The sequence below is a fragment of the Paenibacillus sp. FSL W8-0187 genome (assembly GCF_037969755.1).
Lineage (GTDB): Bacteria > Bacillota > Bacilli > Paenibacillales > Paenibacillaceae > Paenibacillus_AQ.
This window is the reverse complement of record NZ_CP150206.1, coordinates 4,128,821-4,152,733: the sequence shown is the minus strand read 5'-3', so window position 1 is coordinate 4,152,733 and position 23,913 is coordinate 4,128,821. Positions and strand designations below refer to the sequence as shown.

Below are 23,913 nucleotides of genomic sequence, written 5' to 3'. Positions count from 1 at the left end.
GTTCACCACTTTAGATATTTTTAATATTTACCATATTTTTTCTTAAGTTTTCTTCCCTAAACTAAAGGTGTCGGGGGAGAGTAACATGGATCAGAATTGAAGGACAAACTAAACAGTGAAAGGATGGATCAAGAATATTATGAAAAAATGGCTCCGTAAGGATGCTTCGGAGGCCATATTCTTTCTCGTGCCCAGCGGTATTGGATTTGCACTCTTTTATCTTATTCCATTTGCCATGGGCGTGTACTATTCCTTTATGAGCCAATCGGTAGACGGCCATTTTGCGGGTCTCGATAATTACGTGGATCTGTTTGGGAGTGCTTCCTTCCGCAAGGCGGCATCCAACACGTTTTTCTTCAGCGCGGTCAGTGTTCCGCTTATGGTCATGCTGTCACTCGGGTTAGCGATGCTGCTCCATAAAAATACATATTTTCAAAAATGGCTTCGGACTGCTTACGTCATGCCGCTTGTTGTGCCCGTCGCCTCCATTATCATGATCTGGCAGATGCTATTTGATTGGAACGGCTCCCTGAACGCATGGCTGAACAGCTTTGGATATGGACGCGTGGACTGGATGAAGACGGAATCGGCACGATTGGTCGTGATCATGGTGTATCTATGGAAGAACATCGGTTACAACGTCATTTTATTCTTGGCCGGGCTGCAGCAAATTCCGAAGGACTACTACGAAACGGCCCGGATTGAAGGGGCTGGTCGTCTGCGGCAATTCCGAAGTGTTACGCTGGTCTATCTGACTTCTTCCATGTTCTTTGTCGTGATTATGTCCATTATTAACTCATTCAAAGTGTTCCGGGAAACGTATCTGATCGCAGGCGATTACCCCCATGACAGCATTTACATGATGCAGCACTATATGAATAATATGTTCGTATCACTCGACATTCAGAAGCTGACCGCTGCTGCATCCTTGATGTTTGTCTGTATTCTGTTGATCGTCCTGATGCTGTTTGCGATTGAGCGCCGACATCGGCAGTACATGGAATAGGAGGTGGAGCGAAGTCTGTGCGAGTAGTCTACATATTGAAAAAAAGTATATTAACATTCGTCATGGGTGTTATTGCGTTAATCCTAATATCACCAATTGTGATTACATTCACAAATTCATTGATGACAGAGCTGGAAATCCAGATCAATTATGGTCTCATCGGTCAAATGAATGAAGTGATCCCAGGTAGAGACAGCTCTTTCGCAAACCTGAAACTGATTCCGGATAAGGTATCTTTTGCACAGTATGGGAAGGTGTTCATTGATAACCCGAAGTATTTGACGATGTTCTGGAATTCCGTGTTTATGGTGATGCCGATCATTGTGGGTCAGACTCTCGTAGCAGCGTTGGCTGCTTATGCATTCTCCAAGCTGAAATTCCGCGGCCGGGATTCGATGTTTTTGGTATATGTCATGACGATGCTTATGCCATTCCAAGTTACTCTGGTACCCAACTATATTATGGTTGATAAGCTTGGCATGCTGAATAGTACAGGCGCCATCATTGCTCCTGGCATTTTCGCTGCTTTTGGCGTGTTTATGCTCAGACAGTTCATGCTGGACATTCCCTATGCCTACATCGAAGCTGCCAAAATAGACGGTGCCGGACACTTGCGGATCTTTATGACGATGATTGTTCCGATGATCAAGCCAGGATTGGCCGCACTTGTGATCTTGCTGTTCGTTGATTATTGGAACATGGTGGAACAGCCGCTTATCTTTTTGGACGACCCGTTTAAGCAGCCGTTATCCGTTTTTTTATCCAGGATTAATGATAGCGAGCGGGGGATTGCCTTTGCTGCATCCATGCTCTATATGGCCCCGATGGTGATGTTATTTCTGTACGCCGAGTCGTATTTCATCGAGGGAATCCAATTGTCAGGTGTTAAGGGTTAACTTTTCAAGGCAGTTTTTAGGAGGAGAAGAAAGGATATGGAGCTTGGAAAAGGGTTAGCTGACCAAAGACGAAAGCGAATCCTTCAATTCGTGTTCATGGGTTTTATGGGGATGCTGCTGCTGTTTACCTTGTTTAGTAACACGCTACAGTCGTTGACCTTGCCCAAGGTGACCACGGAACAGCCGAAACAGGGAGGCATTGTGCTATCGATTGAGGGAAGCGGAATACTTCAGCCGATCGCCGAAGCTAAGCTATCCAGTTCAAACGACTGGAAAGTTCAGCAGATTCACGTAAAAGAAGGTGAACGTGTGAAGAAGGGACAGAAGCTTATCGCTTATGACAACCCAACGGCAAGACAAGAAATCGAACTTGAAGTAACGAATCTGGAAAAGCAAAGAATTGAGCAGCAAAATCTTCAGGATCAATTTATTCAATCTTCTATTGAAGAGGATGAACTTAAGCTGCGCAGCGCAAAACGCGAAATTGAAAAAGGGAAACTTGATATTGCAACGCAGGAACGCAAGATCAACGAGATGAAAGAACGACTGGCAAAAGATCAGATACTTACCGCTCCCTTCGACGGTATTATTACGAAGCTGAATGCGGTAGAAGGACTGGCATCTGCGGGCGAGCCGGATGTCATTGTCTCGAATAGCAGTCAAGGCTATAGGTTTGACGTTGGTGCCGATGCAAAACGCTTGTCCAGCATTGGAATATCCGTTGGTGAGCGGATCGAGGTAGAGGTACACACAGATAAAGAGCAGCAAGCCAGTGTCATTGAAGGCATCATTGAAGAAATCACCAATGCGGAGCCGATGATTGAGGGGGCAACCGAAGGAGCGGAGACGGTAACCGTCCCTCAAAAGATGATTCGTATAAAACTCATCAACGCCAAGCTGAAGGGAGGTGAGCAGGCTCGGATTAACATCGAGAAAAGCTCTCTCGATCAAGGGCTGCTTGTTTCTAATGAAGCTATTCATCAGGACCGGGAAGGCATGTACGTTTTTGTAGTCGAAGAGCAGCCGGGTGCACTCGGTAATGTTTTTGTTGCTCGAAAAGTCAACATCAAGTTCAGCGAGCGGAATGACAAAGAAACGATGATCCAAACGGATAGCATCTATGAACAAGATAAGATCATTCTGAAAAGCAGCGAGCCTCTGCAGGATGGCAACCGGGTTCGCTTGGAATAGTGAGGCGGCATTGTAATCAGAACATATCAGGAGGAAATCATACGATGAAAAAATGGCTTTTACTTATTTCTATGGGCGCTTTAATCGCGAGTTTAACCGCTTGCGGCTCAGGAGAAGGCGGGAACGTGGATAAGCCCGCAACGAAAGAGGGAAAAACGGTGCTTACCCTGTCACTGACAGAGTCGACTCCGTTCTATCAAACGCTGGAAAAAAAGTTCGAAGAGAAATACCCGGATATCGATCTGCAGATCCATGCATATAAAAGCATGGGTGAACAATGGGGACCTGGGGAATTCGAGAAGTATCATACTGCAACGAATACAGCCATGTTATCGGGCAAAGGGATGGATATCATTGAAGTTAGCGGCTTGCCTGTTAAAGAATATGTGAGCAAAGGTTTCCTACTCAATATGAATGATTTGCTGGAGCAAGACCAGACACTCCATAAAGACGATTTGCAAATGAATATTTTGGACGGTCTGAAACTGAATGACGGGGTGTATACCATCCCTTTGGGATACTCCTTGAGAGTATTGGTTGGTAATGGGGACATGCTGGGTAACGCCAATGTGGCGTTCGATGATAAAACCTGGGATTGGAAGGAGTTCGAGAAGGTTTCAAAGGAAGTTATCCAAAAGGCAAAGGAGAGCGGTACCGATGAGATTTATGCATTAGCGTCCTACCCGCCGGAATACCTCTTTCAGGAGATGCTTTATGAAAACTACGCTTCATTTGTTGATACTACAGCCAAAGAGGCAACGTTCGACTCTCCGGAATTTGTGGATTTGCTCCAGCAAGCCATGAAAATGAATGATGACAAGATCATTACATCCGATGAAGCAAAGCCGGGCAATCAATTGTTCAGTTCCACCCCGATTGTGTCACCGCTTAATTTTATCGAAGGCCCTTATATGCTATTTGATCATCCAAAGATCATGCTGTTACCCAGAGCTGGAGAAACCGCAGGTCAAAAAGGCGCGAGGGTTTTTACATCATCCGGGTTCGCTATCCATGCCAAATCGCCAGCACAAGAAGAAGCTTGGAAGTTTATTTCCTTCCTATTGTCTGAAGAAGCACAATTACTGCAGGAAAGAGAAGGGTTCTCGATGCTTAAATCCGTGAATGAAAAGCTGATCAATGACCTTCAGGAAAAAGTGGGTAGCGGCGATTATAAACTTCCGAATGGGCAGCCGGCCAAAGTATCTGACGAACAATTCAACGTGTTTAAACAAATTGTTCAGTCCGCGGATCAATACGTGGATCTAGACAGTAAAGTGATATCAATTGCCGGTGAAGAGTCTCTGGCGTACTTCAGCGGACAGAAAACGGCAGAAGAAGTGGCGAAGCTGATCCAGAACCGGGTCACCACCTATTTAAACGAATAGGAAGATCATCCAGGAAGCAGCCCACATTTGTGCGCTGCTTCCTATTGCACAGAAGAGGGACAACGGAGAATAGGCTTTTTGATTTTCTTTTTATACAGGAGGTACATTATGCACGGACCAAAAAAGACATGCGCGGTCATCATGCTTAGTGCAGCGATGTTAAGTCATGGGTTTGCCCTTGATGCGTATGGGGCATCCTCAACAGGCTACTCTGTTTCTAAATCAGCAGCTGCAGTCGCGTCCAGCCTGGCACTAGATAAACTGGGCTCGGTTATATTGAAGCAGAACGTCAGTGTGAGGCTTACGGGAATGGAAATTTTCACTCAGCCAGACGGGAATATTCTCGTCTATACGCTTCGTTATAGTAACAGCAGTGGCAGTAGAGTAGATCTTATTGATTATTTTTCCCAAGTTTCTACGCCAAGTGGGGCAACGGGAACAGGCAAGAAAGTTACGAGTGACGCTGTTAAACGAACGGTGCCTGCGAACAGCAGCCTCTCCGTGACGTATTATGTGAACGTTGGGAAATCAACTAAGGTAAACGGAGCCAAGGTTTCCCTGTTCGGATGGGATTTTGACAGCGCGAGTTATCAGAAAAAACTGGGGCAAATCACAGTTCCGGCCGATTACTCTTCGGTAGTTCCGGTAGGCAAGAGCAAGAAGATCACGATGAACCATCTTCCGGTTACGGCGAAGGCGGATACCTTGCAGAGGTATACCATCAATGGAAAAGTATATATAAAATTAGGACTCAGGCTCACGAATGGAGGGACAAAGGCATTAAGCGATCCCGGGTATAAGGCAAATTTGAAGTCGGCCGGGGGCTCGGTATTTGAGCTCATTTCCGATTCAGCCAGCACCGGATACAAGCTGCAGCCTCAGGAGAGCAGCATCATCTTCTATTGGGCGGAGATCCCTTCCACGATAAAGACGAACGGCATGACACTGCAGCTGGCGCATGAAGACGAAGCATTGAAAATCAATCTTCCTGTGCAAACGTTCAAGCTTCCGGCGGCAGCGACGGATATCGCCGTGGCCAAGGGCAAAAGCGCAAAGCTGATTATGAAACAACAGCCTGTTACGGTCAAGGCGGAAAGTGTGAAGCGAATGAAGCATAATGGAAAAGTGTATATGAGAGTGGGGATTCATTTTGCAAACGGAGGCAAGAAGGTGCTGAGCGATCCCGGATATAAAGTACAACTGAAGTCGGCCGGCGGCTCGGTATTCGATCTTTCGCCTGAGGATGACACCGGGGGCAGCTTCAGGATCCAGCCAGGACAAAAACGCACGATTTATTATCTGGCAGAGGTTCCGTCCCAACTGAAAACAGACCATATGACGATGCAATTCACACAGGAAGACGAAGCTTTGAAAATGACGCTTCCGGTAAAAACCTTTAAACTTCCGACCATTACCGCTGATGTGCCTGCGGCGGATTATGCCATCCGAAACATATCGATAAACCATCAAACGATGGAGACGCAGCTGAAACATGCTTCGGTATTTGCAGAGAACGATACCGGCAAATGGAACCTTCAATTCCGCGTGAAAAATCTCAGTGAAAAATCATTGAAGCTGCCAGCTTATGAGCTGTCCATCCTCACGGATGAAGGTTACAGCATCCCCGTGAATGCGAAGGCGTTTGACAAGATTGCTCTGAAGCCGCTGGAGGAGAAGCTCATCGATCTCAGTGCAGATGTGCCATTGCATATGAAACAGAATAAACTGCAGCTGCAATTGACAGAGCCTGCTGTGGAGGGGAGGATCAGCTTCCCGGCAGCCCACTATAAAATCCCTTATGCTCAGGAAGGTAAAAGTCATCTGGGTGTAGAAAATATCATCGAGAATGCTCATGGAACATTCGGCGTCAAGCTGAGCTCATATCAGCGGGTGCCACAGGGAGATGTGGATCAAATTGTAGCCCAAATCAGTATTCGTAATACCAAATCGTCGACCGTATCGCTGCCCGAGTTCAAAGCTGCAGTTAAGGCAGGAATGCGCGATCTAAGCAGTACGGCCCAAATTGTAGTACCGAACGATCAAACAACTCTGGCCCCGGATGAAACCATGGAGTTGTATGTACTTGCCAATGTACCGTATTCCTATCAATTCAATCAATTCAGAGTCGATCTGCAGGAAACTTCAGGAGAGGACGTTCACAAATTTCTGTCGCTGAATACCAATTCGCTCAACAATGTTATGAAACAGGTCGCTGCCGGCGAATCTTATTTTATCCATACGCCAGGCAAGAAAGCGGAAGTCCGTGAACGATTGACGACCGTTTACCAAGACAGCAGTTCCAATTTAATTTATACGGAATTGGAGATGGTGAGTCAGGAAACACGTCAATCCAAACAGGCACAGCTTGTTGCCTATTATAAAACACCGGAAAACGAGTTTTTTGAGGCGAAAATCAGTCAATCATCCGATAAGACAAGTCCGAATGGGAAGAATCTGGTGACCGTTTGGAGCAAGCTTCCGCAGAATGTAGTTACTTCGGAGCTTGTATTGTATGTCGGGGAAGGTGTAGCAAACGGAAAGATGACAGAATTAGGGGAAGAATCAACGGGATCTATCAATACGGTGGGTTTAGCGCTTAGCCCTAGAGTTACACAACCAGCAACGAATCTGCAAAATGTAGAATTGTTTCCGTACCATCTCACCATTACGAGAGGAGAAGGTACGCTTAGCGCAGGGAAAGATATGCTCAACACCGTTATTCATTATAATCTCTCCAGGAATGGGGATTACGAGATCGGTTCTTATGACCATAAACTCATTATGGAGCTGATTGACCCAACCGGACAGTCGACAGAGAAGATATTAACACTCGGTACCGATTTGACCATCGGCAACAACAAATCATACTCCATTAACTTGAATAGCAACTTCAGCAAAATCGTAAGTGGAGGGGCGGTTCGAATCAATTTGTATGATGAGTTCCAAGGGCGGAGAATAATGCTAGGAAGTCAAAGCTATCCATATACTTATGAAGAGGATCAGGCTAAAAAAACAGAAAGCGATTAGTCGTATCAGCGAGCGACATGCAAACATGCTATTAAAGACAACAACCCTGAAGATATATGATGTTCGGGGTTGTTTTTTGTTAATTCCTTTAAGAGAACCAACAGATTGAACAAGCATTATGTTAAAGATACGTATACTATTTTATAAGGAGCACAAATACATGAGTAAATTACCCGATCCTACATGGGCACGCCTAGGCTTTCCAGAAGCTCCAGATTTTACGGAATCCGGGAAAAACATCGGTATTGTTATTATTGATAAAATTACCCCTCATCCTGCAATTCAGCATTTAGGCGATCGATTAAAATACGTCACCGTTCATGACGACTTCTCCATTACATGCCAAAATATAGCTTTAGAAAAGCCCGTAGACCATGATGACGCTAGTGGTGAGCATGGATTAATGACACTACTGGCACTATCCCATAAATCTTTTGTTGTACAAGGAAAAACGCATATAGGAATTGCACCGGCGGCTCATTATATCGTACTTAATCACGGGGCGTTCAGGACCGGGGAAGGAGAACGATTAAAAGCGGGCATCGAGTGGATTATGAATAAACAGAAAGAATGGAATATACGAATCATATTAAGTACAGGATGGCATGCGCTAGATCATCAGGTATATCTGAAAAGCACAAGAAAAAACAGCACGGTTCAGGCACTAGCTTCAGCAGTTAGAAGCGGGGTTCTCGTGGTATGTTCAAATGGGAATACGCGTACAGCTAATATTTTGCCACCTCGCGATTATCTAGCAGTAGGGGGATACAATGACCGTGGCCTCGCTGAGCACCATAACCATTTACCATTTCCCGATGAACCGTATGGACGAAATGCCGAGGGGCACTTCAGACCCGATGTTCTAGCACCAAGAGTATACTTAACCGTTCCTTTTTGTGAATTCAATAAAAAAGCAGATATCGTTTCCTATTATTGGGGAACATCAGGCGCAGCAACACTCGTAACCGGAGTCGCAGCATACCTAATGTCTGTTTTCCAAGGTTTAGATGCAACAACTCTACGCTCTGCGTTGACTGCATACGGCGATCGTATAGATGGCTATGATAATCTAGCTCCTAGGATTAACGTCACCAAAGCAAAAACAGCGATTGAATTGGGTTTGATAACGAATCAACCTCAAGAAACTTTACCATCCCTGCAGATCAGGCACACCCTTAAAGAACTACATTCACAAGATGATACGAAAAGGGCGGTTGCTCTATCTACGCTCGTGGAAAAGCATCTTTGCTCACGGGATCTTTTATGGCAATATACATACGATCATTCACCCATCGTAAAAAAAATCGCTGTTTCGGCTTTGGAAAAGCCCATAAACGAAGCGGAGCGACAGGATTTCTGGGATCGATTAGCTCAGGAATCGGAAGGCGGCGTTCGTGGTTGGTACGCCTATGCATTATTACAAGACGCAAGGAAAAATGAAGGTTCCCAATGGATTCCATTATCAACGGATATCAATTGGACAGTTCGATGGTGTGTAAGCGAATATCTTGCCATGTTTCCTGACTTCTTTCCGCAACTTGAAACAACGCATGATCCAGATTCTATTCTCTCAAAAGCCTCTCCGCTAATACAATGGCTTAATGATAGAAATGGATAAGCGGGAAGCAATTGTTTCACAAGATCTTTGCCTGTTAGCTGGGTTGCCAGTTTTGAATAGAGTACATGGGTTATTCCGAGGTAGCATTTTTGTAATAGACTTAGCTACATTGTAGTGCCTTATAGCTTGAGCTTAAAGATTAGACTAGCGCTATTTCTGTCTTTTTTGTGGACTGTGGGAACCAGAAGCGATTGATCTGCATATTACCTGTGAAAGGAGCGTGAGATTCGTGGAGCAGGAAGAAAGATTAAGAGACTGGATGGAGAAGTATACGAACCGTCTGTACAGACTTGCGTATACCTTGACTCACAGCAAGGCTGAAGCTGATGACCGTGTCCAGGACGGATTCATCAAAGCGTATTATGCGATGGGAACGTTTGATCAGCTGCGAGATCCTTTTCCATGGCTGGCGAAGATCGTTATCAACGAGTGCAAAATGGCAAAGCGACGAAGTTTCCGTGAAATCGTAACTAACCTTCTTCCGGAAAGGTCGTCGCTTAGTACGGAGGATACTGTTCTGCGTTCGGCAACACGCGACGAGATGTATGAAGTGATTTTACAACTGCCAGTGGTTATGCGTATCCCTATCGTCCTTCACTATTTAGAAGAGCTGAGCGTCCAACAAATCGCAGACATTACCGGCGTCCCGACAGGAACCGTGAAATCAAGACTGGCACGAGGAAGAGCAAAACTTAACCGATCGCTAAAGGAGGCAGGAGTTCATGATCGAACAACAGATTCAGAATGCGAAACGATCCTATGAATCAATGGAGACAGATGTTGACCGTTTGATGGAGAGAGTCCGGCATAGTGTTGCCAGCGAGGATCGTTCAGAACGTACAACCGGCATGCTTCATAAAAACCGCTCACAGCGGATTGTCCGCCGCTTGTTGCTAACCGCAGTCGGAACTCTTACGGCCTGCGCGGTGATTCTCGGCAGCGGCTTTGTCTTCCCAGTTATGGCGTCTGTACTACAAGAAATTCCGTTCGTAGGTTCTGTGTTTCAGTACGTTCGCGATATCGGCTTGAAGACAGCTTCTGAAAAAGGAATGACTGCGCAACTCGAGCAAAGTGTGAACGATAACGGGATCACGCTGCAAATTCAAGAGGTGATGTATGACGGTGATCGTCTCTCCATTGGTTATATACAACAGGTTGAGGATGGCTTTTTCGATATGGGTGGTCCCACAAACGGAATCAAATTCAAAATTGACGGCAAGCCCTACGCAGACTCCGTAGGTGCGAGTGGTCCTCAAGCCATTGATAGCAAAACAGGAGTAGGACAAATCAGCTTGCAGCCATTTAAACAGAAGTTACCGGATGAGTTCGAACTAACGATCGAAGTAGCAGCCGTGGGAGGAGTTAAAGGCCATTGGGATTTTTCAATTCCCGTTAAAAAGACCGTTTCCGGAATGAAATCATGGATGCCGATGATGAGTGCAACGGATGGGGAAACCACCCTGCTGATTAAAAAAATAGGCATTAAACCAGGTACGGGTACGATGGATGTGGAATTGGAATACAGGCGGCCGGCAGCTAAAGCGCAAGATCCCATGTATGACATCCAGGCTATTACAGATACTGGAATTGAGTTGGAATATTATGCGATGGTAGGAGATGGCTACGTTAAAGACGATACGCATATTCAGCTGGGAACCTTTCAATTTGAAGTGCCCCTTGTTACACCGAAGTCCATTACGCTCCGTCCGTATTTGCGCGGGGATGTTCCGGTATATGGAATTAGAGTGCCGATGAATCATGAACCGTCGACCGATCATCCTCTAATTATTCCTCAAGGGGAATTAGGTCGTCTGCTAGTGACGAAAGTGGAACGGTTAAAAGATAAGACGATGGTACATTACCGGAAAGAAGTCATTGACCCCCTTCAGCAAACAGGGCTGATCATCGAGGATTTGGAAGGTAAGTACAATTTTTTCCCATGGGACATGTACATTATTCCATCGGAAGAAACGGAGACGAAGTTAGTTGACGCCCAAAATAATGATTACGTAACCGAATTCCCGGCCTTGAATCCGGATCAACAGCCAGTCTTTGTCACCCATGAATACAAAAATCCCATTTTCCCGAAAGAGCTGGAAATGACAATACCGATTCAATAATGTAAACGTCGGACGATTGATGGGCAGTGTGGATGATGTGTCGGTGTGCACAGCTGTGCGCGGAGTGCACCTGATGTTTGCGGACAGGAGGTCCGCTATTTCCCAACAACTGTACCAAATTCAAGGATTCGCGGACACAGGATCCGTTATTCTCGGTTTTTCCCTGATTTTGCGGTGATATATCGGTAATAGCGGAACCTGTGTCCGCTTAACCTTATGCTTAGCACCTTTGTTCACAAATAGCGGAATCACGGTCCGCTCAAGAGTTGTTCAATCAGCTTCTTCCTCATAACCCCCCCTAAAGTATGATTGGTTTCCCATATGGGTTTCCAACAATATCGACTTTATGGGGGGTTACTTCATTAAAATGTATCTTCAGCCTCTACTTTTAAATGTTCACCGTGAGCAGTTTCGCCTTCGCCGCTGATCCCCTTGACCTTTACCATTTCCAGTACCTTTTCGGTCAATTTTAATTCCCCAATCGACATGGTTAGCGGCAGCCTGAAAGTTAACGGTCAATCCCAATGAGTTAGCAGAATGCGGTGGAACAGATGAATAAGCGACAACGAGCAAAATGAATGCTTTCCATCTGGAGTATCCATTTACAGGAATGCTAAGGGGCAGCTTATATTAACAACAAATAAACCGGCACAAGGATGTGCCGGTTGACTGATATTTCTGATACCCAATAAAGCCATAGATACATGATAGTATATAAAAAAATTCAATATAAGTCTATTACTTTTTTTGGATAAATTGTATGTTATATAAGCGACCGCGGCGCAAAACGAATAAGACATGATAATGAGGGGAGAAGTCTTGCATGATTACACTCAGAAAAATCACGTTAGAAAACCGACGTGCCATATTTAATCTGGAAGTTTCAGAAGATCAACGGCGCTTCGTTGCGTCCAATCTGTCGAGCGTGGCTTCGTGTTATGTCCTTGCAACCAATGACGGACATCCATTTCCATTTGCCATTTACGCGGATGAACAGCCGGTCGGTTTTGTTATGATTACTTATAGAATCACCGGGTACGAACTCCCGACAATCGCAGACGACAGCTATTGCATCCTGCGGCTGATGATGGACAAGCAATACCAGAACAGGGGCTATGGTCGAAAAGCCATGACAAAAATCTTGGAATTTATCCGTACCTTTCCGGCAGGGCCAGCACATTACTGTTGGATTTCTTATAAGGCTGATAACATGGCCGCCAAAAAGCTTTATGAAAGCTACGGTTTCCGTGACAACGGCGAAAGCAGTGGAGACGAGTTAATAACCGTGTTACAACTCTGATTCACTGCTTCAATGGATCAACCTTAGAAGAGATTGTCCCAAAAGTTAAGATCTGTTCGCTCGAAAAGACCACTCGATAGATGAAAGAAACAACAATAATAAGGAAATGGCGGTGCTAGGGAGGTAATCCCTACACTGCCATTTCTGGCTTTTGGTTATTGATTCTTCTTGAGCAAATTGTGGGCGAGCGAAAGCTACCCGACTCAAGGCTAGCAGTGTCCGTACCATCTTTGCAGTTTGGGATGATGGCTAAGCCGCTTTTCGGCTTCATTCAAATGCTCAATAATAGAGGCTGGCAGGTTCATTAGGATTCTCTCCTATATTGTATCTTATTTTGTCTTTCCTTGTTCTCCTGCGAGTTGTTCGGTGTTCGAAGGCGGTGTTCGTACAATGCTTGATGGAGCACAATATGTAACTTATGAAACTTGATATTGGTTCATAATTCACACATTCTCAACATCATATATGAGCAATGATCGCGGAGATTCGAATGAGAAAATTGATGATAGCAGCGGGATTACGCCGGACAGACGGATGACAATGCACATCTTACACATTTACGATGTCATGTTGTCTTCTCTACACTTTGGAATGTAAGCGTTACCTGTTAATCACTGAAACGTGATGTACGTAAGTGAACCAGATAACCTGACATGAATCGATATTTGAGAAAGGAGGGGAAGCATGAAGGGGAAAAGACTACTTGCTGTGATATCCGAAAGACGTTCAATCCATCGCGAAACGAAGCCGCCTAATAAGGGTGTAAACCAAACGTCTCTTGGTAAAAGAATCAGGGTGAACTGGCAGCTCTATCTGTTCTTGGTGCCGGTCATGCTGTATTTCCTTGTATTTCACTATGCGCCCATGTATGGTATCCAGATTGCCTTTAAGAACTTTATCCCTAGCAAAGGAATCATGGACAGCCCATGGGTGGGTTTCGATCATTTTGAGCGTTTCTTCCATTCCTACTATTTCTGGGATTTGCTGTGGAATACGTTCAGCCTCAGCTTCTACGAGCTGTTAATCGGGTTTCCGCTGCCGATCATCCTGGCGCTTGCTTTCAACGAAATCCGGACGGGTCCCTTCAAGAAAATAGTCCAGACCGTTACGTATGCGCCTCATTTTATATCCGTTGTTGTCATGGCGGGTATGATTATTACGTTCTTATCGCCGTCCACAGGCATACTGATCCAATTTATCAAATGGATGGGCATCGACGCGCCGAATTTTCTGTCGGATCCGGCCTGGTTCAAGACCGTATATGTTCTGTCTGGGGTCTGGCAAAGCACTGGATGGGGGACCATTATATATCTGGCTGCGCTGTCCGGTGTCGATCCCCAGCAGCATGAAGCTGCGATCGTGGATGGGGCCAGTCGTTTCAAACGATTGTTGCACATCAACCTGCCGGCCATACTCCCAACCGTCACCATTTTGTTAATTTTGAACATGGGCAACATTCTTACGATAGGCTTCGAAAAAATACTGCTGCTGCAGAACTCACTGAATATGGAGTCTTCTGATGTCATTTCAACTTATGTCTACCGGACCGGTCTGGTAGACGCGCAGTACAGCTTCTCGACAGCCGTTGGCCTGTTCAACTCCGTTATCAACGTCATTTTACTGGTAACGGTTAACCGGATTGCCAGACGCACCAGCGAGAACAGCCTATGGTAGAAAGGGGGAAAGTACATTGGTTACCGCTATGAAGGAATCGAAGTGGGACAAGGTATTTCTTGGCAGCGTCTATATCTATTTATCCATCGCTCTGATTGTTGTTCTTTATCCGCTTATTTATATTCTCAGCGCATCGATCAGCAGCCCGCAGCAGGTGAATTCGGGTGCGATGTGGCTGTTTCCCAAGGAGATTACCTTGGCCGGATACCAGCTGGTCTTCGAAAACCCGAAGATTTGGAACGGATATCTGAACACGATAGTCTATACTGGGATAGGAACGCTGTTGAACCTGGCCGTAACTCTGCCTGCAGCCTATGCGCTCAGCAGGTCTGATTTAGTCGGTCGTCAACTGTTCTTGGGATTTATTCTGTTCACGATGTTCTTTACCGGAGGGCTTGTGCCAACGTATCTCGTAGTCCGGAATTTGGGGCTGATCAACACGATGGGGGCGCTCATTCTTCCCGTAGCAGCATCGGTATGGAATATCATCGTTGCCCGGACGTTCTTTCAGACGACGATCCCGAAGGAACTGCAGGAAGCGGCATACATGGACGGCTGTACCAACCTGAAGCTGTTCGTCCGCATTATTCTGCCGCTGTCCGCACCGATTATCGCAGTCATGGCTTTGTTTTACGGGGTCAGTCACTGGAACAGCTATTTTCCGGCTCTGATCTATCTCAACGATGAGAGCAAGTACCCTCTGCAGATGGTATTACGGCAGATTCTGGTTCTTCAGGAAATGACGGCGGAGACGACCGGCGCGGGAATCAGCGGGGATGCCGCCAGGGCAATGAATTCCAAAGCCGAAACCGCATCACTGATCAAATACGGGGTTATCGTCGTATCGACACTGCCGATTGTGGCTCTCTATCCTTTTTTACAGCGATACTTTGTCCAAGGGGTCATGATTGGCTCTGTAAAAGGATGATGAAAGCGTTTTATAAAAATATGAACTTGAGTATTCAAAGGGAGGAAACATGGATGAAGATGACAAGCAAACCTTGGAAGCTGGTGTTGACGGGCATGACGGCCCTGTCTCTGCTCGCCGGATGCAGTTCGGCCAGCGATACGACTACTGGAACGAAGTCAACAGAAGCAGCCGCAGTGAATAAGGAAGGCTTCCCGATTGTTAATGAACCACTAACGCTGACGATGATGGCACCTGATGTCGGTGTTCAGAACTGGCAGGATATGATCGTTCTGCAGCAGATGAAGGAAATGACGGGCATTTCCTTCCGATACTTAAACGCTCCGAAGGATAGCTTTGATACGAAGAAGAACCTCGTATTTGCCAGCGGCGATTACCCGGATGTCTTCTATGCTGCAGGCTTGACGGCGGCTGAACAGATGAACTATGGCGAGCAGGGAATTCTGATTCCGCTTGAGGAGCTTATCGAGGAATATGCTCCGAACTTCAAGGCGCTGATGGACGAGATTCCCGAGATCCGTAAATCCATTACCGCTCCTGATGGGCATATCTACTCCTTGCCTGCGATCGATTTAAGCCAGCACTGGTATCGCAACCCGATGTGGTATAACGGAGATTTCATGGAGGCCCTGAATATCGACAAGCTTCCGGAGACGACTGAGGAGCTCTATACCTTCCTGAAGCGGGTAAAAGAAGAAGATCCGAACGGCAATGGTGTCGCCGATGAAATCCCGATCTCTTCCGTATCGACAGCAACGACCAATGCTCGGGATATTCGTACTTGGCTTCTTGGCGCTTTCGGCGTTTATGAAGACGAAATTTATGTTGATGATGAGGATGTTGTTCATTATACCCCGATAGAAGAGGGCTTCAGAGAGTATCTGGTCTATATGAACCGTCTATGGAAAGAGGATCTGCTTGACCACGAAAGCTATTCACAAACTGCAGAACAGAAAAAGGCCAAGGCACAGAACAATCAGGTGGCCCTGTTCTCCGACTGGCATGCCTACATGACCAAAGGGGGAGAACCGTCCACCAAAGATCCGATGTTTGCTCCGGTGAAGAGCGATTTGGTAGACAAGCCGGCCATCGCCAAGAACAGAGGGATTACTACGGGAGCTTTTGCCATCACGGTTACCAATCCTGCCCCTGAAGCATCGATGCGTTGGGTGGACTACCTTTACTCTTATGAAGGATCGCTCTTTTTCAACAAAGGACCTGAAGGCAAGCTGTGGGAGTACACGGATGAAGCCAATCGTGTGAAGCGCTATCTGCCTGTTCCAGACGGCAAGGAAATGGAGGATTACCGTGCGACTTTGACACCAAATTACGGCATTCCGGCTCCTACCATCAACACGGACGATATTAATAAAGGATTGAAGACCGACTTTGATCTGTGGGTTGAGAAGGAAACGAAGGAAAAGCTGCTTGATCGCGGAGCCAGACCTCCATTCCCTGCGTTGTTCCTTACCGTTGAAGAGCAAACTGAAATTAACAGTCTGAACTCTGATCTGAGCACGTATGTACAACAGATGGAAGCGAAATTCGTTACCGGAGCAGAACCATTGTCAAATTGGGATAACTACCTGAACACGATGAAGAAAATGGGTGCCGACCGGGTCGTTGAAATCTACCAAGGTGCATATGACCGCTGGAAGTCAAACTAAACATAAATTGTGCCTAGTAGAATTCAAGTGGGCCTGATTAAATCCTGAATATCATACAAATGTGGAGGCATAGTCTATGAAAATTACGAGACATCCGAACAATCCGATCGTCGTTCCGGGGAAGTACGAATGGCGTAAAGTCACCGTATTCAATCCTGCGGTTATTATCGACAACGGCAAGTTTTACATGATCGAGCGTACCGCAGGCTCGCTAACGCCTTGCAAGAATGTTTTGGGACTGCTGGAGAGTGAAGACGGAGTGAATTTTACGCACGTAAAAGACGAGCCGATCGTGACTCCTGACATGCTGGGCTTTCCATATGGAAGCGTCCAGGACCCGCGGATTGTCAAAATTGACGGCACGTACTATCTAAACTATGCCCTTAGGCCGTGCGCCATGAGTTACTATCCGACAGGAGCGGGCATACCGGAGCGTTCGATTCCGAAATATCCGGACGGGTGGGGAGAGGAGGAAGGCCACTGGCTCACTCGCTCTTCGATTGTGAAGTCGGACAATCTGATCGACTGGGAATTCGTTGCAGATACGACACCACTCGACATAAACGACCGTGACAACATTTTGTTCCCTGAGAAGATTAACGGAAAATATGTATTGCTGCGCCGTCCGGAGGAATACGTGGGTGCGGCTTACGGAACGGACAGCGCGGCGATGTGGATTACATACTCAGAGGATCTGGTTCATTGGGAAGAGCCGAAGCTTCTGGCCAAGGCCGAGAATACGGCGTGGGAATCCAGGAAAATTGGCGGAGCAACGCCACCTGTGCGAACCGATAAAGGCTGGCTGGTCCTTTACCACGGCGTTGATGATAAGGTCGTTTACCGTGTTGGGGCGATGCTTCTTGACCTGAACAACCCTGAGAAGGTCATAGCAAGAACTAAGAATTTCATTATGGAACCGGAAACATATTATGAGAAATTCGGTTATCAAATTCCGAATGTGGTGTTCCCGACAGGAAACGTGGTCAAAGACGGCCTGCTCTATATCTATTATGGTGTGACCGATACTGCAATTGCACTGGCTACCGTGCCGGTCGATGAGCTGGTAGAGCATATCTTGAACGAACCGCAGTGAGTGAAGTGAAGTAGAAGCATCAGGGCCCTTTCGAGACAAGATCTCCTAAAGGGCCCTTCTGTTATATATCCAGCCTATTCGAGTGATGTTGTTTGCGGTACTGACCGGGCGTAAGCCCGGTTTCTTTCTTGAATTTGCGGATGAAATTGGGTGCATCCAGGTAGCCCACCTGTTCGATGATTTCCTTCAGGGGAGCGCTTGTCGTCACAAGCAGCCGAATGACTTCTTCCGTGCGCCTCTTCCAGATATACTGCGAGAAACTGATCCCGGTCTTCTCTTTGAAGCTGCGGCTTAAGTAAGAGGTAGAGACGGAAAATTTAAGGGCAACATGCTCCAGGCTGAGCGTATAGTCGGCAAACTGCTGATTCACATAATGTACGATATCATCGATCAGTTTAGGCGCTGCTTGCTCATGGTTGCGCTCAACCTTCTCGCAAACCTCTGTCGTCAGCGACAACAGCTTGTCCTCGAATTCCTCAAGCGTCTCAAACGACGTATAGTCCGAGATATTGCTGAATACTTCGTTCATTCCGACCTCGGAGGCGGAACGAAGCAGTGCGTTCAGCAGATCGAAGCAAATGCAGCGCAGCAGATGAATCTGCAGCGGTTCGCTCCGGATGGTCTCCATCATCTCGGCGATCATCTGCACAGCCACCGACTCGTTGCCTTGCTTCAGGCTTTGCTCCAGCTTGAGCAGCGATTTTCTTGGAAGCCACACGCCTTTGGCGACAGGATGACTCTGCTCTGCCAATTGGTCGAAATAGGTGATGCGGCTGCTGCCAACCATTCGGTGCTCCAGTGCGGTTGCGGCTTCGATGAAGGATTGGTTCAGCTGCCCTAAACTCCGGTAAGGCGTACCTACGCCCATGCTCGGATCGAGCCGCGTGTTCTCGGAGATCAATTCCTGGACCGCGCGAATGATCTGCTCCATCCGGAGCTTCAGCAAATCTTGACCAGGGTCAGGAAGTGATACGATCAGCGCAAATTGATTATCGGCTGAGAATTCAACGCCGTAAATATTCGCATGAAGCCCTGATGGTTCAACATGGCTGAGAATTTCATGCACCTGCTGACGATCATTCTGGACATCCTCGGTCGCATCGTTTTCTTCCCAGGACAGAATCACACAGAAATAAATGACTTGTTCTTGGGGAGATTCCAGTCCGACTCCGGCGATCATTCGCTCGATTTCGGGATCATCCGGCTTGCCGTGCTTCAGTAGAAGCAGCATGCATTGGTTGCGCACGAAGGGTTCTTGCATATCGATACGGGCACTGTAATCGTGAAGGGTCTGACGAATCCAATCCCATTCATTGCGCGTTCTTGGCTCTGGGGTATCGTTGACTCTGAGCTTGGCGAATTCCATCAAGTCCTTAATCGGGTGATATTGGCGTCTAGCCAGTACAAAAGCGGCGAGCACTCCGGTTACGACTGCGATGCCAAACACCATGAGAATGAGCGTCTGTACATGAGCGACCCGGCTGAAGAACTGGTAGCTTGGCATGATGGTCATGTAGTTCCAGCCATTCTCCCCGGATTTGACGGATACGACGGAGTACTTGTCATTCTTCAGGGAGACATTGTGTATGCCGGCATCAAGCGCAGCCAATGTCCCGAGATGTTCTTGAGACAGGGATACGCCTTGATGGTTGGCTGTAAGCACTTCATCATTTTGATTGAAGATGTAGCTGCTCCCGGTGAAATCGCTAAGAATGGAATCCATGACCCCGGTAAGGTTGGACTCTTTCACCATATATATGACACTTCCGTAGGGATAGGGAGCATTGGGCTTAATAGGTACGATTATAGTCAGCATCGCCTCCTGCCTAGAGCTGTTGATTGTAACATTCTCGGCAGGCCGTATTAACATCTGATTCGTTTCGTTCAGAGCAACGATTATATCTTCCAGATTCCAGTTCTCATAACGATAAAAGGAATCGAACGCAACGTTAACATTCGTTAGGCCGCGGTAAGAATAGATAACCGGGTCGTTATGATAGTATAAGAAAATGTCTTCAATGATGCTGCTGTTCGCCTTATAGTTGGCCAAAGCTTGAATGGCTTCCACCCTGTAATAAGAATCACGAACCATATAAGGAGTTAAGCGTCTGTCATAAGCGATTCGGCCTGAAATCTCCCGAAGCTCTGCGATACGGGAGTCGATGTTCATTTTGACCTGGTTCAATTGATTAATGTTGGATAGTTCAATCTCGGAACGAAGTCCGTTGACAGCGCTATCATAAACGAAAATGGTTACCCCCGTCAGGGGAATCAGGAAGATCAGAATATAAGACAGAACGTATCTTAAGAGCAGCTTCGACTTAAAGTGATTCCAGTTTATCCGGAAAGTGGATACGATGAATGATCTGAGCTTGTGAATGGTCATTTGGGTGAAAATCCTCCATTGCATTCTTTCATGTCTGCGGAAATCCGATTTTATCAAAAACGATAAGTTACTTGAAACATTATATCATTATAATGATATAATTCAGAGAAATATTAAAAATTAAATTTCTAATAATTACTCTTTACTTAAACGTAACCTCACCGTTGGCGATACAGGCATTCCTCGTTATATCGATCTGGGGCAATGCACCGTCAAAATTGCACTGGCGTTGGCCGATGCATTCGGGTGTACGGTCAATGAGCTGCCCGTCAGCATCGTGCTGTCCTGGTTTGAGCAAAAGGCCGTTGCTATTCTGCTGGGCTTATTCAGTCGGGCATTCAAGATATCCGAATTGGACCGAAACCACCGGAGTTCATCTCCAATGGGGTCCTGGACATCCTGGTCGACATGTTCAGCCTGAAGCTGATTACAACGGCGGAGGAAGACATGAATGCCAGGCTGGCATTGTCATAATTATTCAAATGGCAAATTAAATTAAACGGCCTTACCCTGAAGAAATTCAGGACTAAAGCCGCTTAATTGACTCTTTTGGAAATGGCGGTACAGGGATGAACTCCCTGGGATCGCCATTTTTTTATTTTTGCTGGGCTTAATGGTGTTGGTTTTTTGCTCCCCACTCACATAACTGTTCCAAGATGGGTAATAGCGTTTCCGCTTTATCTGTAAGACTGTACTCGACTTTTGGCGGAACTTGAGGATACTCTTTGCGTGACACCAGGCCGTCAGCTTCCAATTCTTTGAGCTGTGAGCTCAATGTTTTGTAAGTGATTGCTCCTATTTGTCTTTTCAGATCATTAAAGCGAACGGTTTGGTTTTCTGCCAAAAGGTACATAATAACCATTTTCCATTTACCACCAATAATTGAAATGGTATATCCAAAAGGTGTATCTTGAACATTTTTAACTTTACCTTTAAATTCAGCCATACTCATACTTAACACTATCCTTTCGGGTAGTACCTATCATAATTGTGCGTACTATTTTTTTATTTGTGCTCAGTCTATACTAACCTTACTTTGATGTAAAGGAGAGAAACAAATGACTAAAAAAACAATACGCCTGTTAATGCCACAGTGGCAAGGGGGAAACAACCCGAACTACTCTTTTGGAGCCGAGTTGCTTGCTTGGCTAGCTCCGGACAGTGATCAGCCCCTTATCCATGTACCGGTTCAAACTTATGATGGAACTCCGCTAGAAAACGAGGATGGAATGAATGGAAGAAAACAGCTGCTTAAACAGCTAGAGGCTGCTCATCATCTTATTGAAGCTCATAAGCCAGATCGCATCGTCATGTTTGGCGGTGATTGCTTAGTTGAACAAGCTCCTTTTGCCTATTTAAACGAGCGGTACGATGGGGAATTAGGTTTAATATGGATCGACGCTCACTCTGATTTGGTCAATTATGTCGGCTATGATAACGGGCACGCATTACCTCTCGGGAATCTTTTGGGAGAGGGAGATGAGGAGTTTGCAAAACATGTGAAAATCCCGCTAAAACCTGAAAATGTCTTTATTGCAGGATTAGCGACTCCTACAGAAGAAGAACTTGCAGTGATTTCAGAAGCGTTTCAAAGACTAGGTGTTGCACCTACAGAACCAGACACGGAAATGATTCAAAGACTTGGTATTCGAACGGCCGGAACGAAAGAGTTAGCGAGCAGTACTGAATCTATAAAAGAATGGATCAAAGAAAGCGGCATTAAGCACCTAGCTATTCACCTTGATTTAGACGTACTTGATCCACAGGCATTTCGTTCTCTATTATTCGCTAACCCTGAAGAACCCTTTAATTTATCTCCTAAGGGAACCATGCAAATGCCTCAACTAGTGAGTTTGCTTAAAGAATTATCTGAAGCGACAGATGTCGTTGGATTAGGTATAACAGAGCATTTGCCGTGGGACTCCATTAACTTGAAGAAACTCCTTGGAGATATACCCATTTTAAATAACTAAAATTATAAAAGTATTTTAATAGAACAACGAACTGCATATACTTAGAAAATACATTCCGCACCCTAGTTTTAGGGTGTGTTTTTTTATGGTAGCAAGTGCAATGATTCAGATTGATTTCGTTTAAATGAAGGCCATTCCTTGAGGAAGGCCTTCATATCTTAATATCAATATAAATATAATAATAAACAGTAAATATTTATTGTAAAACGATAAATTTATTGATAAAATCAAATTCATAATAATGAAGTGAGGTGCTTTTAATGAAACGTGGATCCACACTCTTTCTAAGGATAGCTGTTATTCTTATTGGAATCCCAATTCTTGCATTGTGTATATTTGTGGTACCAAGGATAGCGAATTTCACTGCAGAATTGTATCCAGATCATACTTATTTGAAATATCTCGTTTTCATCGATTTGTATGCAGCAGCGATACCTTTTTATTTTGCTTTGTATCAGGCTTATAAGCTTATAGGCTATATTGACAAGAACAAAGCTTTTTCAGAATTATCCGTGCGCGTTCTAAAGAATATAAAATACTGTGCAACCATAATCAGCAGCTTGTTTGTGGTAGGTATGCCACTCTTCTATCTGATTGCGGAGAAAGACGATGCCCCAGGTATCATACTCATCGGAATGGCACTGATTTTTGCGTCCATGGTGATTGCCGTTTTTGCTGCAGTTCTTCAAAAGCTTCTACAAGAGGCAATTGATATAAAATCTGAAAATGATTTGACGGTCTGAGGTGATACTATGGCGATTATAATCAATATTGATGTCATGCTGGCTAAGCGAAAAATGAGCGTAACCGAACTTTCGGAGAGGGTTGGAATAACAATGGCTAACCTTTCTATATTGAAAAATGGAAAGGCCAAAGCCATTAGGCTTTCAACTTTAGAAGCCATTTGCAAAGCGCTGGAATGCCAACCTGGAGATATTTTAGAATACAAAAGTGACGAGAACACGTAAGGATCATAAAGCAAGGACGCAAAAAATCGCCATTTTGGTGATTCATAGTTGATGAGATGAATGTCTGATGGGGAACAGCATCGAAACAATAAACTGACATGCAGTTTGGTTTGCATAGCAGGCAAGGATCACTGCCCCCAGTATGTGGTAATATTGTTGGCAAGAACAATTGAAGAGGGGCTCGATACTTGATTCGGGGAGTAATTATCGAAGATTTTTTTGTTTTAGTAACGAAAACGAAAGTTCAACAAACAAAGGCTCGTGAAACATCTATCGTGTGTACATGAGGAGGGTAAGGTATGATGGACAACTGCAATATTGGTAATTCTCAGGAAAATAGTGAGATTGATAATGATCAATGGATCAGCGAAGTGGATCAGATTCTTCATGAGATGATCGATAAGTTAGGTGTAGCATATGGCATCGTAAGGGAAAGTAATAACCAAGAGGAGCCAACTTGCTGGAATATTCATATCGAAGATTCTGAAACGGTGCTCACATCGACCATCTTATTTGAATATATGAGCCAGAATAAAAACTTGAAGGAAGCAATGTCTCTTTTTATGTGCGATCAGTTTCCACACTATAGTTAAACGAGTGCGTTAACGTGTAAAGTTATTTAACTAATGGTCAGGAGAGCGAAAGGGTAATTTAACGTTGCAACTTATGGAAATTAAGATC

20 protein-coding genes and 1 pseudogene are annotated in these 23,913 nt (G+C 45.5%); 18 read left to right on the top strand and 3 right to left on the bottom strand.

Annotated elements, in window-relative coordinates:
* Positions 1 to 139 precede the first annotated feature (139 nt).
* The 8 genes from MKY48_RS18515 (at position 140) to MKY48_RS18480 (ending at position 11,243) form a co-directional block, all read left to right on the top strand.
* Entirely contained in the window at positions 140 to 1,006 is an 867-nt protein-coding gene (locus MKY48_RS18515; RefSeq protein ID WP_339290276.1) for a sugar ABC transporter permease, read from the top strand.
* A gap of 17 nt (positions 1,007 to 1,023) precedes the next feature.
* Positions 1,024 to 1,902: a carbohydrate ABC transporter permease gene (locus MKY48_RS18510; RefSeq protein ID WP_339265317.1), complete on the top strand. Its 879-nt coding sequence runs from the start codon at positions 1,024 to 1,026 to the stop codon at positions 1,900 to 1,902.
* Positions 1,903 to 1,938: 36 nt separating this feature from the next.
* The gene (locus MKY48_RS18505; RefSeq protein ID WP_339265315.1) at positions 1,939 to 3,093 is read left to right on the top strand and encodes a biotin/lipoyl-binding protein; all 1,155 of its coding nucleotides are present in this window, start codon (positions 1,939 to 1,941) and stop codon (positions 3,091 to 3,093) included.
* Positions 3,094 to 3,137: 44 nt separating this feature from the next.
* Complete coding sequence (locus MKY48_RS18500) at positions 3,138 to 4,478, top strand: extracellular solute-binding protein (protein ID WP_339265313.1); 1,341 nt, start codon at positions 3,138 to 3,140, stop codon at positions 4,476 to 4,478.
* A gap of 108 nt (positions 4,479 to 4,586) precedes the next feature.
* Complete coding sequence (locus tag MKY48_RS18495; protein ID WP_339265311.1) at positions 4,587 to 7,505, top strand: hypothetical protein; 2,919 nt, start codon at positions 4,587 to 4,589, stop codon at positions 7,503 to 7,505.
* A gap of 160 nt (positions 7,506 to 7,665) precedes the next feature.
* Positions 7,666 to 9,123, top strand: a complete 1,458-nt coding sequence (locus MKY48_RS18490; protein WP_339265310.1) for a S8 family serine peptidase — start codon at positions 7,666 to 7,668, stop codon at positions 9,121 to 9,123.
* 229 nt (positions 9,124 to 9,352) lie between these two features.
* Positions 9,353 to 9,886: an RNA polymerase sigma factor gene (locus MKY48_RS18485; protein WP_339265308.1), complete on the top strand. Its 534-nt coding sequence runs from the start codon at positions 9,353 to 9,355 to the stop codon at positions 9,884 to 9,886.
* A complete protein-coding gene (locus tag MKY48_RS18480; protein ID WP_339265307.1) occupies positions 9,846 to 11,243 on the top strand; it encodes a DUF4179 domain-containing protein in 1,398 nt (465 codons plus the stop codon). The genes MKY48_RS18485 and MKY48_RS18480 overlap by 41 nt, the downstream gene beginning before the upstream one ends.
* Positions 11,244 to 11,605: 362 nt before the next feature.
* Here MKY48_RS18480 and MKY48_RS18475 read toward each other — a convergent pair whose 3' ends face one another.
* Complete coding sequence (locus tag MKY48_RS18475) at positions 11,606 to 11,731, bottom strand: hypothetical protein (RefSeq protein ID WP_339265305.1); 126 nt, start codon at positions 11,729 to 11,731, stop codon at positions 11,606 to 11,608.
* 335 nt (positions 11,732 to 12,066) lie between these two features.
* Between MKY48_RS18475 and MKY48_RS18470 the strand changes: the two genes are divergently transcribed.
* From MKY48_RS18470 to MKY48_RS18450, 5 genes are all read left to right on the top strand, one after another.
* Positions 12,067 to 12,543, top strand: coding sequence for a GNAT family N-acetyltransferase (locus MKY48_RS18470; RefSeq protein ID WP_339265303.1), 477 nt, complete (start codon positions 12,067 to 12,069; stop codon positions 12,541 to 12,543).
* Between the two features lie 684 nt (positions 12,544 to 13,227).
* On the top strand, positions 13,228 to 14,217 hold the full coding sequence (locus tag MKY48_RS18465; RefSeq protein ID WP_339265302.1) for an ABC transporter permease subunit: 990 nt from the start codon (positions 13,228 to 13,230) through the stop codon (positions 14,215 to 14,217).
* A 16-nt stretch (positions 14,218 to 14,233) separates the two neighbouring features.
* Entirely contained in the window at positions 14,234 to 15,145 is a 912-nt protein-coding gene (locus MKY48_RS18460) for a carbohydrate ABC transporter permease (protein ID WP_076321589.1), read from the top strand.
* 53 nt (positions 15,146 to 15,198) lie between these two features.
* A complete protein-coding gene (locus tag MKY48_RS18455) occupies positions 15,199 to 16,812 on the top strand; it encodes an extracellular solute-binding protein (RefSeq protein ID WP_339290272.1) in 1,614 nt (537 codons plus the stop codon).
* 76 nt (positions 16,813 to 16,888) lie between these two features.
* Entirely contained in the window at positions 16,889 to 17,905 is a 1,017-nt protein-coding gene (locus tag MKY48_RS18450) for a glycosidase (RefSeq protein WP_339265299.1), read from the top strand.
* Between the two features lie 61 nt (positions 17,906 to 17,966).
* Here the strand turns inward: MKY48_RS18450 and MKY48_RS18445 are convergent, their stop codons facing one another.
* Positions 17,967 to 20,291 (bottom strand): helix-turn-helix domain-containing protein, encoded by a 2,325-nt coding sequence (locus MKY48_RS18445; RefSeq protein WP_339265297.1) that lies wholly within the window; start codon positions 20,289 to 20,291, stop codon positions 17,967 to 17,969.
* A 172-nt stretch (positions 20,292 to 20,463) separates the two neighbouring features.
* Here MKY48_RS18445 and MKY48_RS18440 point away from each other — a divergent pair.
* Positions 20,464 to 20,765: pseudogene (locus MKY48_RS18440) on the top strand (hydroxylamine reductase); the annotation flags it as partial.
* 136 nt (positions 20,766 to 20,901) lie between these two features.
* Here MKY48_RS18440 and MKY48_RS18435 read toward each other — a convergent pair.
* Positions 20,902 to 21,243 (bottom strand): helix-turn-helix domain-containing protein, encoded by a 342-nt coding sequence (locus MKY48_RS18435; RefSeq protein ID WP_076321586.1) that lies wholly within the window; start codon positions 21,241 to 21,243, stop codon positions 20,902 to 20,904.
* A 106-nt stretch (positions 21,244 to 21,349) separates the two neighbouring features.
* On the opposite strand from MKY48_RS18435, the gene MKY48_RS18430 reads away from it, so the two are divergent.
* The 4 genes from MKY48_RS18430 (at position 21,350) to MKY48_RS18415 (ending at position 23,825) form a co-directional block, all read left to right on the top strand.
* Positions 21,350 to 22,264, top strand: a complete 915-nt coding sequence (locus tag MKY48_RS18430) for an arginase family protein (protein WP_339265293.1) — start codon at positions 21,350 to 21,352, stop codon at positions 22,262 to 22,264.
* A 260-nt stretch (positions 22,265 to 22,524) separates the two neighbouring features.
* Positions 22,525 to 23,007: a DUF2975 domain-containing protein gene (locus MKY48_RS18425; RefSeq protein ID WP_339265292.1), complete on the top strand. Its 483-nt coding sequence runs from the start codon at positions 22,525 to 22,527 to the stop codon at positions 23,005 to 23,007.
* A 9-nt stretch (positions 23,008 to 23,016) separates the two neighbouring features.
* The gene (locus MKY48_RS18420) at positions 23,017 to 23,232 is read left to right on the top strand and encodes a helix-turn-helix transcriptional regulator (RefSeq protein WP_213646620.1); all 216 of its coding nucleotides are present in this window, start codon (positions 23,017 to 23,019) and stop codon (positions 23,230 to 23,232) included.
* A gap of 299 nt (positions 23,233 to 23,531) precedes the next feature.
* Positions 23,532 to 23,825: a hypothetical protein gene (locus tag MKY48_RS18415; RefSeq protein ID WP_339265289.1), complete on the top strand. Its 294-nt coding sequence runs from the start codon at positions 23,532 to 23,534 to the stop codon at positions 23,823 to 23,825.
* Positions 23,826 to 23,913 lie beyond the last annotated feature (88 nt).